The 17,329-nt window shown below is 37.8% G+C and carries 11 protein-coding genes; 2 read left to right on the forward strand and 9 right to left on the reverse strand.

Features of this window, described 5'->3' with window-relative positions; all coding sequences use genetic code 11:
• Positions 1-76 precede the first annotated feature (76 nt).
• The 4 genes from FC748_RS13525 to FC748_RS13545 all read right to left on the reverse strand — a co-directional run bounded on the left by FC748_RS13525 (position 77) and on the right by FC748_RS13545 (position 7,818).
• Positions 77-1,162, reverse strand: a complete 1,086-nt coding sequence (locus FC748_RS13525) for an SDR family oxidoreductase (protein ID WP_024362271.1) — start codon at positions 1,160-1,162, stop codon at positions 77-79.
• A gap of 20 nt (positions 1,163-1,182) precedes the next feature.
• Positions 1,183-4,236, reverse strand: a complete 3,054-nt coding sequence (locus FC748_RS13530; protein ID WP_108029456.1) for an efflux RND transporter permease subunit — start codon at positions 4,234-4,236, stop codon at positions 1,183-1,185.
• A gap of 357 nt (positions 4,237-4,593) precedes the next feature.
• Positions 4,594-6,171, reverse strand: coding sequence for a peptide chain release factor 3 (locus FC748_RS13540; RefSeq protein ID WP_024362273.1), 1,578 nt, complete (start codon positions 6,169-6,171; stop codon positions 4,594-4,596).
• Between the two features lie 180 nt (positions 6,172-6,351).
• The gene (locus FC748_RS13545; RefSeq protein ID WP_024362274.1) at positions 6,352-7,818 is read right to left on the reverse strand and encodes a UDP-N-acetylmuramoyl-L-alanyl-D-glutamate--2,6-diaminopimelate ligase; all 1,467 of its coding nucleotides are present in this window, start codon (positions 7,816-7,818) and stop codon (positions 6,352-6,354) included.
• A gap of 278 nt (positions 7,819-8,096) precedes the next feature.
• Between FC748_RS13545 and FC748_RS13550 the strand changes: the two genes are divergently transcribed.
• Positions 8,097-9,674 (forward strand): two-component system sensor histidine kinase NtrB, encoded by a 1,578-nt coding sequence (locus FC748_RS13550; protein WP_193768764.1) that lies wholly within the window; start codon positions 8,097-8,099, stop codon positions 9,672-9,674.
• 42 nt (positions 9,675-9,716) lie between these two features.
• On the opposite strand, the gene FC748_RS13555 is transcribed toward FC748_RS13550, so the two are convergent.
• Positions 9,717-11,105 (reverse strand): aldehyde dehydrogenase, encoded by a 1,389-nt coding sequence (locus FC748_RS13555; RefSeq protein ID WP_108029454.1) that lies wholly within the window; start codon positions 11,103-11,105, stop codon positions 9,717-9,719.
• A 222-nt stretch (positions 11,106-11,327) separates the two neighbouring features.
• Here FC748_RS13555 and FC748_RS22115 point away from each other — a divergent pair, with 222 nt between their 5' ends.
• Positions 11,328-11,492, forward strand: coding sequence for a hypothetical protein (locus FC748_RS22115; protein WP_162832713.1), 165 nt, complete (start codon positions 11,328-11,330; stop codon positions 11,490-11,492).
• Between the two features lie 62 nt (positions 11,493-11,554).
• On the opposite strand, the gene ssuE is transcribed toward FC748_RS22115, so the two are convergent.
• From ssuE to FC748_RS13575, 4 genes are all read right to left on the reverse strand, one after another.
• Positions 11,555-12,088 carry an NADPH-dependent FMN reductase gene (ssuE, locus tag FC748_RS13560; protein ID WP_024362277.1) on the reverse strand — a complete coding sequence of 178 codons (534 nt, stop codon included), beginning with the start codon at positions 12,086-12,088 and terminating at the stop codon, positions 11,555-11,557.
• Between the two features lie 268 nt (positions 12,089-12,356).
• Positions 12,357-13,748 carry a dihydrolipoyl dehydrogenase gene (lpdA, locus tag FC748_RS13565; RefSeq protein ID WP_108029453.1) on the reverse strand — a complete coding sequence of 464 codons (1,392 nt, stop codon included), beginning with the start codon at positions 13,746-13,748 and terminating at the stop codon, positions 12,357-12,359.
• Between the two features lie 111 nt (positions 13,749-13,859).
• A complete protein-coding gene (locus tag FC748_RS13570) occupies positions 13,860-15,059 on the reverse strand; it encodes a polysaccharide deacetylase family protein (protein WP_108029452.1) in 1,200 nt (399 codons plus the stop codon).
• Between the two features lie 176 nt (positions 15,060-15,235).
• Positions 15,236-17,302, reverse strand: a complete 2,067-nt coding sequence (locus FC748_RS13575; RefSeq protein WP_108029451.1) for a catalase — start codon at positions 17,300-17,302, stop codon at positions 15,236-15,238.
• Positions 17,303-17,329: the final 27 nt, after the last annotated feature.

Raw genomic sequence — 17,329 nt, forward strand, 5'->3', positions numbered from 1 at the left:
AACAAAATGTCTAAGGACATTTCTTTTGTTCATTTATTATATCACTATCATTTAATACTGACAAAGAAATCCATTATTATTTAATTTGAATATGATAGTTTTCATCTTCTTTATGCGCTAGATAAAAATCCACCATTTTTGGCATTGTTTGTATAAAATCAGGGCATGCTATATTCCCTTTTTGTAATATAGCAATTGCTTCTGTTGTATCAAAGGTTGCATGCCATGTTAAGTAATCTAAAGTTTCTTGCTCGACCCCTAACTTTTTGCGAATAAACGGCACTTGTAACGATTTTTTGGCTAGTGCTAAAGGAAAACGTCCTTTTGGATAATGATTTGTCAATAATTTCACCATTGTACGGTATACCTCTTGTACAGGATGAGGATTTGGGTCTGTTAAATGTAATGTTTTCCCTTCAGCACTTTTCTCATCCACTAAAAAAGTGGAGGCATTGATAATATAATCGACGGGCACAACATTAATAGCTGAGCTAGACATTCCTATATAAGGTATAATCGGCAACCATTTTAATTTATCAACCATATTCAAAAAGAAATAGGGCCCATCAAATTTAATTGTTTCCCCTGTCACGGAATGCCCTCGCACAATCCCTGGTCGGATAATCGTGATAGGTACCTCTGACTTTAAATCTTCCACACGATGCTCTGCTTCATATTTCGTTTCCTCATAGTAGTTTTTAAATGCCTTCGGGCGAATCAATTCATTTTCGCGTAATACGCCTTCTCGTGTTCCAGCAACATACGCAGTACTAAAATACATATAACGCTTAAGATGGGGCAATGTTCGAACAAAATCATTGACCATCGCAGTTCCATGTACATTGACCTTCCAAGCAATATCTCGTGGAACGGCTAAATCATAAATCGCTGCTAGATGCCAAAACACTTCAATTTGAGGCACGATTTCCTGTATTAATTGATTGGCTAATCCTAAATTGGGTAGAGTGATGTCTCCCTCAACAATCTGTATTTCACATTGAGGATAGTCTACTTCAATCTTGCTTTTTTCAATCATCGCTTTTGGATATTGCCCCGCTAAAACAATGGCGATAACCTTTTGTGTTTTATTTTCTTGAAATAATTCTCGAATTAATTGACTTGAAATAAACCCTGGAAACCCCGTAAAAAAATGAACACCCATCTCCCATTTCCTCCCCGTATCTAAGGCAATTTTCTAGTTTCTTTATCCATTAAGCTATACACAGCTGGCACAATATATAATGTCAGCAAAGTTGATGTAATCAGGCCACCTATTACAGCGATACCCATCGGCTGATTCATCTCAGTACCTTCGCCAATACCAAGCGCTAGTGGTAGCAATCCTAATATCGTTGTTAATGCTGTCATTAAAATCGGGCGAAGTCGGTCTTGTGTAGCAAGTAAAATGGCATCATACGCCTGCATGCCCTGCTGCTTTTGCTGATTAATATAATCGACAAGCACAATACCATTATTCACAACAATGCCCACAAGTACTAAAATGCCGATAACAGATGTCACACCTAGCAGTGTTTTCGTCGCAAACATTGCCATCGCAACACCTATAATCATAAGTGGTACTGTAAACATAATAACGAAAGGATATTTAAACGACTCAAACTGCGCCGCCATCACAATGTAGACTAGCACTATGGCGAGAGCAACTGCTAAAAGCATGTCATCAATTGCACTATCATATAACTCTCGATCCCCACTAAACACAACTTGCGTTTCAGCAGGCAAATTCGCTTTTTCAAGTGCGTGATCGACCTTTTTAGAAATGCCCCCTAATGACTCCTTGGCTTTATAATCAACGAAAAATGCAACTGCTGCAGCTTGATCGGAACGTCTAATGGATACTGGTCCTTCTTGTATAGATACGTTAGCAATTTCATCAAGCTTAACAAATAGTCCTGCTGGTGAACGTAGCTTCATTGCCTTTAAAGCGTCCATACTTTCGTTAAACGTCTGTCCAAAACCGGTATACACCGATAACACCGTTCCACCATCATCAATCATCTGCGTCGTCAACTGCCCTTTTGTCATTTGATTGACCGTTTGGGCTATTTGAGCCGGTACAAAACCATAATCCTTCGCTTTTTCGCGATCCACCTCTATCTGAATCTCTTGTATCGTTTCGTCTAAATCAGTCAAAACATTTGTGACTGCATCTATACGACTTAGTTCGTGCTGTACTTTCTCAACTGATGCATATAAACGTTGTTCATTTGAATCTGTTAGTCGGAATGTCAATGTATTTGGAGCTGAACCAGATGATGTAGAAACATTAAATGTAATTTCTGCTTGCTCCCCTAACTCATTATTTAGTTCCCTTTCCACTTCTTCTACAAACTCAAAAATGGAGCGCTTGCGATCTGCAAGTGGTACTAGCTTGACGTAAATTTCTGCTTGATTTGCACTCGTTTGTCCACGAGATTGAGACTGTTGAGTACCCCCGATTAGGCTAACATAAACATCGACATCTTGTTCTTCTTTTAAACGACTTTCAATGGCTGCGACTACCTTTTCTGTTTTTGTTATAGCAGCCCCTTGGTCAAGATTTACACTAATAGAAGCAAAACCTTCATCTGTTGCAGGTAAAAATTCTGTCCCTATTTTCGATAATCCAAAGAGCGATAAGCCAAAGAGCACGATTGCCGATAAAATGACCAACAAGCGATGCTGCAATACCCAAACTATAGACGCATTGTAGCGCTTATAAAACGAAGATGTCTTGCGAATTTCATTGATATTATGATCTTTCATTTTTAACAAACGACTTGCCAGCATAGGTACAACGGTTAATGCCACTGACAATGAGGCAATTAAACTAAAGGAAATGGTAAGTGCAAATTCCGTAAATATTTGCCCAATTAAGCCTTCAATAAACATGACTGGAATAAACACAGCAATCGTTGTTAATGTAGATGCTGTTATAGCTAGTGCTACTTCCTTTGTTCCTTGTTTTGCTGCTTCGATCGGTTCCTTGCCAAGCCCTAAATGCCGTTCAATATTCTCTATTACAACGATGGCATTGTCGACAAGCATCCCAATACCTAATGCTAATGCACCTAAGGTCATGATGTTGAGTGTAAAATCAGCAAAATACATTAGCACAAATGTGACAATGACCGAGTACGGAATGGCAATCCCAATAATAATTGGGCTTTTCACACCACGTAAAAAGACAAATAACACAAGCATAGCGAATAAGCCACCTAGCAGTAATGAAGAACCTATATTACTTATTGCTAAATCTACATAATTGCCTTGATCGACTAGTATGTCTGCTGTTACACCTTTGTATTGCTCCTTCGCTAGTAAATCATTTAAAGCTTGTTGAAAGGCTTTAGATACTTCAGCAGTATTAGCACCAGATTCTTGCAAAACGGACATTAACACAGCCGGATGATTATTAGCACGCGTTTCTGTTATTACTTTTTGCTCTGTGCGCTCGACCGTCGCTACATCTCCCACCGTTAATGTTTGACCATCTATTGGATTGACGGATACGATTAAATCTGCAATATCTTGTGGTGTAGTTAACGTACTAATAATCCTAGTCGTCAACATTTTGTCATCTGCAGTTAAAACTGGCTCTCCAGGAAGTGAGACATTATTCGATTGAATTATTTGGATAATATCTGCTTGGGTTAAGCCCTTTGCTATTAGTTTTGATTCATCCAATGTTACTTGTACTTCTTCTACCAATTTGCCAGAAACATTGACACTCGCAACCCCTTCTGTACGACGAAGCTCTTTTTCCAGTGATTCTGCTAATACTCGTACATCCACTTGGTCATTTTCTGCGCGTAAGGAAAGTTGAATAATTGGAAACTGTGACGGGTCAAATTTCAAAAAATTTGGCTTTTGTGCATCGTTTGGTAAAGGTGTCATATCTATACGTTGCAAAATATCCAATTGAACATCCTCAATATTCGTCGTCCAATTAAACTCTAGCACAATTAAATTTGAACCTTCCTGCGAAGTAGATTGTAGTTTTTTTATGCCTGGCAAGGTGGCCAATGCCGCCTCTAAAGGTTTTGTTACCTTTTCATTTACTTCCGTTGAACTCGCCCCAGGATATGACGTCACCACGACACCAATAGGGGGATTTAATTCAGGAATTAACGTGATCGGGATTTTTAACAACGATACGCCACCTAAAATAATAACGAGTAGCATTGTAACAAGCGTAAAAACAGGTCTTTTAATTGAAAAGTTGCTAATGTTCATGTGTTTATACTCCTTTTCTTTCTCTTCTTTCCTATGATAGCCGAAAAGGGAGTTTTTTTATAAAGTTTTACATTATATTGAAACAATTTCATTTTTGTCATTGCAACATTGCGCTACAGGTGGCGCTTTCCGCGGGCAAGCACCGAGCCGCTTCCTTCGCTGCGCTCAGTCCAGGGTCTCGGTTTGCTTGCTTTTCCCGCAGGAGTCGCCACCTTTCGCTCCATTGAATTAGTATTTCGCCACAACCAATGTCAAGGCAGCACCTATTATTTCTTTATATTGTATATATTCTACACCAATCTCTTATTTTCCTTGTAAAAAAACACGAATCGATCATCTGTCGATTCGTGTTTCTTTTTATAGCAGGCTATATAATTTGATGTTTTCGTTTTTATCTGCGAACCAGCGCATCGCAAACTCATTTTCGAATAGGAAAACAAGATTGTCAAAGCGGTCTTTTACAAGCATTGAACGACTTGAAGACATTGACTCTTTAACATCTTCTTCATTTTCAATCCAACGTGCCATTTTCGAACCAATTGGCTCCATTCTCACTTCAACATTGTATTCATTTTTCATGCGGTGTTCAAATACTTCAAATTGTAATTGACCAACTGCACCTAGAATCACTTCTTCTGTATGAAGTGTTTTGTAATATTGAATGGCTCCTTCTTGCACTAATTGCAATATCCCTTTATGGAATTGCTTAGATTTCATGACGTTTTTCGCTGTCACACGAACAAACAACTCAGGCGTGAACTGCGGCAATTTTTCAAATTGGAATGTTTTCTTACCGCCGACGACTGTATCACCAATTTGATATGTCCCTGTATCATATAAACCAATAATATCTCCAGCTACCGCTACATCCACTGTTTCACGGTCGTCAGCAAGAAACTGTGTAGACTGTGTCACTTTAAAAGATTTACCTGTACGAGATAATGTCATATTCATACCACGCTCAAATTTACCCGATACGATACGTACAAAGGCAATACGGTCACGGTGTGCAGGATTCATATTCGCTTGAATTTTAAAAATAAAGCCTGAAAACTCTGGATGCTCCACTGGATCAATATACTGCTCATCTTCTGTAATACGAGGTTGAGGAGTTGGAGCAAATTGTAAATAAGTTTCAAGGAATGTCTGCACCCCAAAGTTTGTTAAAGCCGAACCAAAGAACACGGGTGTTAATTCGCCACGACGGATTTTTTCCTCTGAATAAGCATTTCCTGCTTCATTAAGAAGCATAATGTCATCCATCGCTTGTGAGTAATAAGACGTTACTTTCATCGGATGGTCAATTGCTAATTCGCCATTTTCATCGATTGGTAAGAAACGCTCCTCCTCTTCTGTACGGAATTGCTCAATACGTTTGTTATAACGGTCATAAATACCAAGGAACTCTTTCCCCATACCAATTGGCCAGTTCATAGGGTACGCATGAATACCAAGTACCTCTTCAAGCTCTTCAATTAGCTCTAATGGCTCTTTCCCTTGACGGTCCAGTTTGTTAATAAATGTAAATATAGGAATGCCACGCATTTTACAAACTTTAAATAGTTTTAACGTCTGCGCCTCAATACCTTTAGCTGCATCTACAACCATGACAGCACTATCTACTGCCATTAATGTACGATACGTATCTTCTGAGAAATCTTGGTGCCCTGGTGTGTCCAAAATATTGATGCGGGAACCACTATAGTCAAACTGCATAACAGAAGATGTTACCGAGATTCCACGTTGCTTTTCGATTTCCATCCAGTCTGATGTGGCAAATTTCCCTGTTTTCTTACCTTTTACCGTACCAGCGTCACGAATTGCTCCGCCAAAAAGTAAAAGCTTTTCCGTTATCGTCGTTTTCCCAGCATCCGGGTGACTGATAATGGCGAACGTACGTCGTGCTAATATATCTTTTTCTAAATTTGAAGTCATCTCTTCATTCTCCTTTTTTCATACCTACTAATAATAAAAGAAGTCTTGCCTTTCGTACAACCTTTTTACATGAATTCCCCAAAAAGAAAACCTTTTAGTCACAGCTAAAAGGTTTTCCATAAATGAGTCGTATAAAAATTAGCATAATGTTGTCGCACTGAGCTAAGTTCCATTGTAAATTTATACAAATTTCAATTGTCCAGCCTTAATCGCAATTTCAGCATCACTATGTGGATATTTCGTATTTTCGATAATTTGATAATCTTCATGGCCTTTACCAGCAAAAATAATCATATCCCCAGGTTCAGCTACTTCTATTGCATGTCGCACTGCTTCTGCTCTGTCTCCGATACATGCATAATTTTTATGCAACATTCCTTTTGCAAGATCACCTGTAATACTATCGTAATCCTCATAACGTGGATCATCTGTCGTTAAAATCACATAATCTGCTGCTGATGCCTTTTCAGCCATTGCAGGGCGTTTTGATTTATCGCGATTACCACCTGTACCAACTAAGAAAATAAGCTTACCTTTTTTATAAGGTGTAGCTGCTGCAATAGCCTTTTCAATCGCATCCGGTGTGTGTGCATAATCGACAAAAATTTGTACAGGTAAATCAGAGCATACTTTTTCCATACGTCCTTTAACTGGCGGTAGTTGCTCTATTTGTTCAATAATCGTATCCATTGAATAGCCTCTGCCATAAAAAGCAACCATCGCAGCAAGAACATTGTAAATATTGAACTCACCTAATAAATGCATTTTAACAGGGAATATCCCTTCAGGCATAATGACATCAAATGAAGTCATGTAATCATGATATTCACAGTTCACGGCACGAAAATCTGCTGTCTCATTGTTTAATCCGTATGTCCATACTGGGAATGGCGTCATTGCAGCATAGCGTTCTGACCAAGCATCATCAGCATTGAGCACCACGAATTTATTTTTTTCTAAATCTTGTCCAAGTTGAGAGAATAATAAGCCTTTTGCATTCCCATATTCCTCCATCGTACCATGGAAATCAAGATGATCATGTGTAAGATTTGTAAAAATAGCAACATCATAATCGACACCTGCCAAACGGCCCAGTGCTAATCCATGTGATGATACCTCCATTGTCATTAAACGACAGCCTTCCATTTTCGCACGAAAAATCATTTGTTGTGTCGATAATGCATCGCTCGTAGTATTTGCAGATTCATATAAAATACCATTTAAATTAAAGCCTATAGTACCTGATAGTGCAGATTTCTCGCCCATGCCGTGCATAATATTTTGAATAATACCTGTTACAGATGTTTTACCATTTGTCCCTGTTACACCAATCATTGTCATATCCTTTGAAGGATAGTCAAAAAACTTAGCAGCCAACAAACCGACTGCACGATCTGTATCCTTCACAATAACTTGTGCAATTGCGTCTGCTAATGGTAGTTCACGTTCCGTAACAACAATTGTTGCACCACCCTCAACAGCTTTTTGTGCATAATTATGGCCATCTACTGTGTAACCTTTAATACAAACAAACATGCTGTTCGGCTGCACACTTCGAGAATCAATCACAATATCCGTCACTTGGTCTGGTAACACGCCAATTATTTTTTTCAAAGGTAATGCACTTAACAATTCCTCTGCATACATTTCATAGTCCTCCAATCAATCTCAACACTCATTCATTATTTCTTGTTTTTTCGACAAAAAATAACAATATGAATACCCCCACTAATCTAATGAATTTATTTTACTACTTATTCGCCTAGAAATGAAATGCCTCCTGTAACGTTTTTTAAATGAAAACGCTATCATTCATAAAATCAAGCTGAATTTTCCCTATCTTATCAAAAATCGGCATTTATCGACAACAATGAATCATGTATTATGAGAATATCCTAAAAATTGAGGTGCTAAATTTGCAACAAATGGAATTATTACGTATGCGTAATGAAATTGTCTTGCTATTTTATGTGACAGCGATTTTTGCCTATGGCGTGCTCATTATGCTAAATATTTATAGTAGCCTCGAGGTACTAATTGGTATAATGCTCCTTTTGCTTTTACCGTTATTAGCCGGAAAAGTTTTTAACATTAAACCAGTAGCTATGCAGTGGGTAATCATCATATCAGGGAATATGGCTATTCTATATCCTAATATCATTAGCTTTTCCTTACCTAATTTTATTTCCTTTATTTTCTTTATATTATTAATGACGATTTATCAATCGATAAAACTAAATACCCTTATTAGTATTATTTCTTTACTGGAAATTATAGCACTATCTTTTTATCACCGTATTTCTACTGATTCCATTGGGCATTTTCAGTATATTGAAACCTTTGTTTTCGTTATAGTGTTACTTACAATTATCGGCTGGATTCAATCGCGACATTTACAACACTTTTGGTATCGACTCAATGAAATAAACTCTCAAAAAAAACAAGAGTTGCTGTCTCAAGAAGCCTATTTGCATTTATTTTTTCAGCATGCAAATGATTGCATCGCGGTTTTTAGTTTAGATAATCGTATTATCGATGTAAACCCTGCCTTTGAAGAAGTATACGGTTGGACAAGAGCCGAATGTGTTGGCAAAACCATCCCACTCGTTCCTCCAGAAAATGTTTTAGAGGCGGAACAACGCTATGCAAGTTTATTAGAAGGAAAAAGCTTTAAGCTGATAGAAACACAGGATATGCGAAAAGATGGTACGGTTTTTGATGTAGAAATTTCACTTTCACCTATTTATGATCGTACAAACAAAATGATTGCGGTCTCTGCTATTTCACGTGATATATCTTATAAAAAGGTCAATGAACAACTTTTACTACAATCCGAAAAGCTAAAACTGGCAGGTGAGATTGCTGCTGGCGTGGCACATGAAATCCGCAATCCAATGGCCGTTATCTCTGGTTTTGTGCAAATGATGAGTACGGAAAAAGACTCCACTTGTTACGCGTATACGGAAATCATTCAATCTGAAATCGAGCGGATTAACTTAATTATTGGTGAATTTTTAGTGTTGTCAAAACCTCATGTCGAACAATTAAAAGTTGTATCAATTGATGAAGTCATCAATAACATTAGCCAATTGTTTCACCTTGAATTTCAAAAACATAACATCACTTTTTCAATGCATATCGTTAGTGATAATAATCGAATACTGGCTAATGAAAATCAGCTGAAACAAGTATTCATCAATATTATTAAAAATGCCATTGAAGCGATTGAGGCACATACAGCAAATGGAGAAATTATTATTTACATTGCCAAAGATGCTGAAGGGTTGAATATGGTGACGATTACAGATAATGGAGTTGGGATGTCAGAGGCATTGATTAAACGTGTATATGAGCCCTTTTATACTACCAAATCCACAGGGACTGGGCTTGGTATGCTCATTACAAACAAGATTATTCAAGAACATGGTGGAACCATTGCAATTGAAAGTAAAATTAACTGTGGAACAACGATTAAAATAAAACTGCCACAAGCAGAAAACTAAAAAGTAGGAGGTGTCTAAAGTCGATAGACACCTCCTACTTTTTTACTTCATGATCGTACGAATAAGCTTAACCTTTTGTTTATATGGCGGAAAAAGAACATTCGTTTCGAGCTTTGATGATTTTTTTAATATTGATTTTGGATGTGTAAAATTTTCAAAACTTGCCTTGCCATGATATGCATTCACCCCCGAAGGACCAACTCCTCCAAATGGCAAATGCTGATTTCCTACATGAGTTACCGTATCATTTATACAGCCTCCTCCAAATGGCAATTCTTCTAAAAAGTATTGAATCGCTTTTTCATGTTCCGAGAAAAAATATGCCGCTAAAGGCTTAGGAAGTTGACGAATTTGATGAATAGCAAGACGCAAATCATCATATACCATAACAGGTAAAATCGGTCCAAAAAGCTCATCTTGCATTGAGGGACTTGACCACTTTACATATTCAATAATGGTTGGCTCAATATATAAGTCATCACGGTCTGTTCGACCACCATATGTAATTGTGTCTCGTTCCTCTACTAAAATTTGTTGAAGTCGATCAAATTGTCTTAAATTCACAATGCGACCGTAATCAGGGCTTTTGAGTGCATTTTTTCCATAGAAAGAACGAATCGTATCCTTGAACAACTTCATAAATCGGTCATAAACGTCTTTATGGACAAGTAAATAGTCTGGCGCTACACAGGTTTGACCAGTATTTGTGAATTTCCCCCATGCTATACGTTTAGCAGCCACTTCCAAATTAGCCGTTTGGTCAACAATTGCTGGGCTTTTGCCCCCAAGTTCAAGCGCAATCGGCGTTAATCGTTCAGCTGCGGCTTTTGCCACTACTTTACCGACAGCTACACTGCCAGTAAAGAATATATAGTCAAATGAAGCGTGAATCAGTGCATTCACTTCGTCTTTCTCTCCTTCTACAACACGAATATAGGAAGGCTCGAATGTTTCTTCAATTATTTTCTTTACAATATTGGCGGTATGCACAGACGTTTCCGATGGTTTTACAATAGCCGTATTGCCGCCAATAATTGCGCCAATGAGCGGCTCTATAACAAGCTGAAATGGGTAATTAAAAGGCCCGATAATTAATGTGACGCCATACGGTTCTCGAACAATAAAACTTTTTCCCATTTGAAGTTGAATCGGTGTTTTAACTGTTTCAGGCTTCATCCATTCTTCCAGATTTTTCACCATATAAGAAATACTTTCAAGGACAATACCTATTTCTGTTGCATATGCCTCAAACTCGCTTTTTCTTAAGTCTAAATACAACGCATTCAAAATATCTTTTTCATACTTTAAAATAGATTTTTTTAGTTTCAATAATTGTTGTTTGCGAAACTTTACATCTTTTGTAGCGCGAGAAAAATAAAATTGGCGCTGCTCTGTAATCATATTTTCAACATCTTGTGGCGTAAAATTCATAAAAAAACACCCCTTTTTTTAAAATGCGATACATAGTTCTGTCTTTTTTGAAACAAACTATCTTTGACTATACGATACAACATTTAAGGTCAAAAATCCTCTTTCTGAAATAGGTGGTGCTGTAAAAAAACAGAAATAGTAACTAAGGATGCCATGTTTTATTTTGAGAATCTCGGGAAATATACAATTACATATTAAACATCGAAACGGGGGCGTAGATAAATGACAACGACAACAGGAACTTGGTGGGAATCCATTTTTTCAGGAGCATTATCGCACGGTATATGTGAAGAGAAATTATTGTTATTACAAGATGAGGCTTTCTTATATCTTTCTACAACACCGGCGGATAAAGACTCGTTATTGGAAGAACCGGAAATAAATTAATAACACAAGGGCATAGCAAAACGTGTTAGATTGATGGCAATCAATCTAACACGTTTTTATTGTTAATTAATCGCAACAATGTTTTGTAATTTATTAAGTTCAGCTTCTAGTCGATTATTTGCATCATCTTCAATGGCAAAGTTCCCATTCTCTAGACGAATAATTTGTTTGTCGACAATATATACGGAATGGGCAATATTAATAGCACCTAATACTGCCAAGATAGGTTTAAGAGCATATTCTAACGCTAGTAAATGGCCAATAGAGCCTCCCACTGCTATTGGTAAAACTGTTTTCCCAACCAATGCTTTTTGTGGCAATAAATCTAAATAGGTTTTTAAGATGCCTGTATAAGATGCTTTATAAATCGGTGTTAAAATGACTACAATATCTGCCTCCTCAACCTTTTTATTTTCTGCTATAATGTCATCGTTTGCATAGTTTGCTGTTATTAACGCATCCGCAGGCAGCTCATGTACATAATTTGTGTGTAGTGCTACACTGTGCGCGGTAAAAAAACGTTCAACCTTTTCTTGAATGGCCGTTACACGTGAATTCCTTGTATTGCTACCATTTATAATCACTACATTTGTCATATAGAACACTCCCTTTATCGTGTTTGTAATCAATTAAATCAAAGCTCCGCAATGGACATTGCACTAAAACAAAGAGGCTTCTATTTACAGTCAACAGGAAAATTGCTGTGTAAATGGAAGCCTCTAGATATCTAGTCAGCATAATTTAATACCGAGTAATCTTATAAATTTAATTTAACATAATATTTTATAAAGTCAATAAACTTTATAGGAATTTAGAAAATAATAAAGAGTTGCCACAACTAACATGTGGCAACTCTTTATTATTTTATTGATGTATCGCTTTGCCAAATACAGCTTTTGCGGCATCACCAATATGCTCTGATACTGTTGGATGAGGAAATATCATGTCTGCCAATACTTTTACTGTACCTCCAGCATTTTTCGTTGCTAAAATGGCGTTGAGCATTTCAGTTGCACCATCAGCTACCACACACGCTCCTAAAATATGTCCATCCTCTTTCGTTGCAATAAGCTTAACAAAACCTTCTTCATTGCCCTCCATCAACGCTTTTGAGTTCGTGTTAATCGGTAGTTTTGTCACTGTATACGCTTGTTCAACTTGATCTTCTAGCAAGCCGAATGTCGCAATTTCAGGCTGTGTATAGACGCAACGAGGAATTAGTGCTTGGTCAATCAACGTGCGTTTTGCCCCTAAAATATGGTCTACAACATAGATACCCTCTGCACTAGCAGCATGAGCTAGCTGGTAGCCTCCAACTAAGTCACCTATGGCATAAATATGTGGTTGACTCGTTTCATAATGTTTATTTACAGCAATTAATCGACCATCAAAACCAAGTCCAAGCTGCTGGGCAATTTCCGTATTTGGGCGACGCCCCGTGGCAAATAATAAGTGCTCGTATGTATAAATGCCTTTAGATGTATGAATTTCATTTCCATTAAAATGCTCAAATTGGAAATCGGTAATAAGTTCAATACCGAGTTTTTTCATCTTTTCTCGAATTATTGGTCGAGCATCAGGTTCTTCTGTCTGTAAAATATCTTCACTATGATTCAACATTCTTACTTTCGTCCCGAGTGGTGCCAAGCTAAATGCCATTTCCACTGCAATAACACCACCACCGATAATCGTTAGCTGTTGTGGAAGTTCTTCTATATCGAAAAAAGTATCCGTTGTATAATAAGTGGCGCTTTCCAACCCTTTAAATGGTGGCACAAATGGCTTACTACCAGTTGCTAAAATAATGTCCTTTGCTAAAAAGGTCTCTTGATTAACCGTTACCGTTAAATCGGCAGCAACCGTCGCCTCACCACGATAAAATGTAATGTGATTGCTCACGATAAAGTGTTCAATATTTTCTAAAAGCTCTTGGATAACAGCATTTTTACGCTGCATTAAGCGTGGGAAATTCACATTCAAAGCTGGCGTTTCAATGCCCCAATCATTGCCTCGTTGTATCTCCTGCACGAGCTTACTATGTTCTAACATAATTTTCGAAGGAATACAGCCAACATTATAGCAAGCTCCTCCCACTTTATGACGCTCTACTAAAGCTACTTTCATCCCACTTTTAGCTGCATGGATGGCTGCAACGTATCCCCCTGGACCTGCACCAATAATTGCAATATCAAATTGTTTCACTTTTTTCACCTCATTTACCACCTTAACATTTACAAAATTTGAATGCAATGACATATAAGGCCACGTGTGTTACCCGCGAAATATGGTGCAATACCCGCGATTCAAGACGGTTTATCCGCGAAATACTGTACTTTACCCGCGATGCAAGGCGAGTTACCCGCGATTCTATTTATTAAAATTAATCCAGAAAACTTCTTTACTTCCGTCTTGCTTTATAAGAATTGTTTTAACAGAATATCCTCCAGCTTCGTAATTTGAAATGTTTTCTTCTGTTGACATTGCTCGTGCATTCGTGCTTGCTGCCACTCTGTAACTGCCAAAGTTACGCTGAAGTTGACGTTCTCCATTTACCATTTTATAAAGCTCAAAACGCGCTTCTTTAGCATGGAGCTTGCCTTTATTCATATCACTTTTCAACCAAGCTTTTAGCATAACTTTATTTGCTGCAACTTTTGCCTCTACTTGAATATCTCGGTGATAATATTGTTGTTCTGCCTGTGATAAATATTTTTGTAAAATCTTTTTTAACTCATTTGCCGATACACGATTGCTAGAGTCAATTCGTTTAATATGGACAGTTCCTTGACCAAATAGATTATAACCACCTTGTGTAGAATAATCGATTGTATAACCCGCTTCTTTTACAGCTTGCTCTGCAATTCGATCATACACACCATATGGGTAAGCAAAGGATTTTGGTGCTTTCCCTGTATATTTTTCGATTAATTGATGCGCCTTTATAACATCCTCTTGAATGTATCGTCGACGCTCGTCATTTGTAAGGGGCTCTCCATTTTTCTTTTGATTAAGTATCATGGCCTCATGTTTTGCTGTGTCATTTTTACCACGCCAATGTAAGTCATATGTATGGTTTCCGATATGAATAATGCCAGAGTCGGACATTTCCTTAATTTGCTGCCAATTCGCCATTGGTACATTTTTTCTGAAGCCTATTTCTACGTCATTGGCAATCACAAATAATGTTGCTTGCATACCCATTTCTTTTAAAATAGGATACGCTATCTTATAAACGCTTTCATAGCCATCGTCTATCGTTAAAAATACAGATTTCTCTGGAATACGACCGTGGCCTTGTAAATAAGCGATAAGCTGATCCTCCGTAATTGTTGTATAGCCGTTATCCTTTAGCATCTTCAGTTGCTCACGAAAGAGCTTTTCTGTAATATTAATATTTGCTATTTCCTTATAATCCCCAAACGAATGATAGTTAATGACCGTAATACCTTTAGCATTACTAGATTCGTAAAATTTTGTCGCCTTTGCTGCAAAAGCCTCATCTGATGTAGCTATGAAGAAGCAGACAAGCACAACAAAAAATATTATTATTTTCCTTATGTACTTCATAATATTGGTCCCTCTCTCAAAATATAGTCCATACAAGTATATACGATATAATGAAAGACTGAAAGAGACTAGGACAAAAGAGAAAAAGTGTTAGATTGACTTCAATCAATCTAACACTTTTTTGCTATGCTGTTGTGGCTCGTTACGAGTAGTGCGTTCCCTAAAATGACTTCAACTCAATAAATATTACGTTGCCAAAAACGTTGCTGGGCAATAGCATCGACAAATTTTTTAGCAAACCCTGCATTTCCAGTTGCTAACACAATACCTGGTCCAACGTTTGCATTCGACATATTAAAAAATGTCGTGCCTGTTGCAGCAATTCCAATTGGTTTGTAATGTCGGTATGCCTCATTAATATAATTGACGATATAGGTGTTAAACTTTGCTTGATTATCTGCTCGAACACCCACAACATACAGGGAGTCAAAAAGTACTGCATCTGTCGTAATAAACGTTTCACTTGCCATTAACTGCACACCATTATTTGCAGTTACGACACCAAGTCTATCCGATATTATGCTATAACGAACCCCTTGCCTTGTTAAATATTTCAGCACTTCCCCAACCTCATTAGCATCAAATCCATCACCAATCAAAACACCAACTTTAAGTGTTTGAGGCAGTTTTACTGTATTTGCCTGACTCAAAGCGGGTGATGATGCCGTAACCTTGGATTGCTCGCCTGTTGGTCGATTGACGCCAACATTATCCGCAATCGTTATTGCCATCGCTTTATCAACATGGACAAACATATCCACAACTTGCTGCCGCACCGATTTACTTTTGACCTTGCCTACCTCGAAACTAAAAGCATCGATGATATGCTGTTTTTCAGGTGGCGACATGCTATTCCAAAATAGTCGAGCTTGTGAGAAATGATCGTCGAAGGATTTACTACGCGCTCTTGTAATTCGTCCCTCAACCTTTTGTTCATAATGCACAAATCCTCCTTCTTTTGCTGTAGAGGTTGAAGGCGTATTGCCTGCGAGCGAATTTTTATGATAACTAACCTTGCCCATATTAATCGTCTGGCGACTGAAGCCATTGCGTTGATTATTATGAATCGGGCAAACGGGTCTATTAATCGGAATCTCAGCAAAGTTCGGTCCACCTAAACGAAGAAGCTGTGTATCAATATATGAAAACAAACGCCCTTGTAGCAGTGGGTCATTCGTAAAATCAATTCCTGGTACTACATTTCCTGGGTGAAAAGCTACTTGCTCTGTTTCCGCAAAAACATTGTCCACATTGCGGTTTAAAGTCATTTTGCCAATTCTTTTTACAGGTACTAGCTCTTCTGGCCATAATTTCGTTGCATCCAAAATATCGAAATCGAATCTAAACTCTTCCTCCGGTTCAATCATCTGGACGCCAAGCTCGAACTCTGGATAATCTCCAATTTCAATTGATTCCCATAAATCTCGTCGTTGAAAATCGGAATCTTTACCACCAATAATTTGTGCTTCGTCCCAAACAAGTGAATGTACACCTAATACAGGTTTCCAATGAAATTTCACAAATCTTGACCGACCTTTATCATTTACAAAACGGAACGTATGCACACCAAAGCCTTCCATCATCCGAAAACTTCTAGGAATTGCTCGATCAGACATAACCCACATAATCATATGGGCAATTTCTTGATTATTAGCGACAAAATCCCAAAACGTATCATGAGCAGATGCTGCTTGAGGCATATCATTATGAGGTTCAGGTTTTACGGCATGAATTAAATCAGGAAACTTAATCGCATCCTGAATAAAAAACACAGGAATATTATTGCCGACTAAATCATAATTGCCTTCCTCAGTATAAAATTTCGTTGCAAATCCTCGCACATCACGCGCAGTATCCATTGAGCCTAAACTCCCTACTACTGTTGAAAAGCGAACAAATACGGGTATCTTTTTTCCAGGCTCTTGTAAAAATTTTGCTCTTGTATACTCTTTCATCGACTCATATAGCTCAAACTCTCCGTGCGCTGCAAAGCCTCTCGCATGCACGACTCTTTCGGGAATCCGCTCGTGGTCAAAATGCGTCATTTTTTCCCGAAAATGAAAATCCTCCATAATGGTCGGCCCACGCACACCAGCTTTTAACGAGTCTTCATCATTGGATACTTTTAATCCCTGATTAGTCGTCATCTTCGTTCCATCATTATTGACACGAAATGCATCTAGTTGTTGATCCTTCACATTTTCGGTTAAATTTTTATTTTGATTTGAATTGGACTTATCCACGCAATCCCCTTTCCTACTATTACTAAT

It is taken from the genome of Lysinibacillus sphaericus (assembly GCF_005217585.1).
Lineage (GTDB): Bacteria > Bacillota > Bacilli > Bacillales_A > Planococcaceae > Lysinibacillus > Lysinibacillus sphaericus.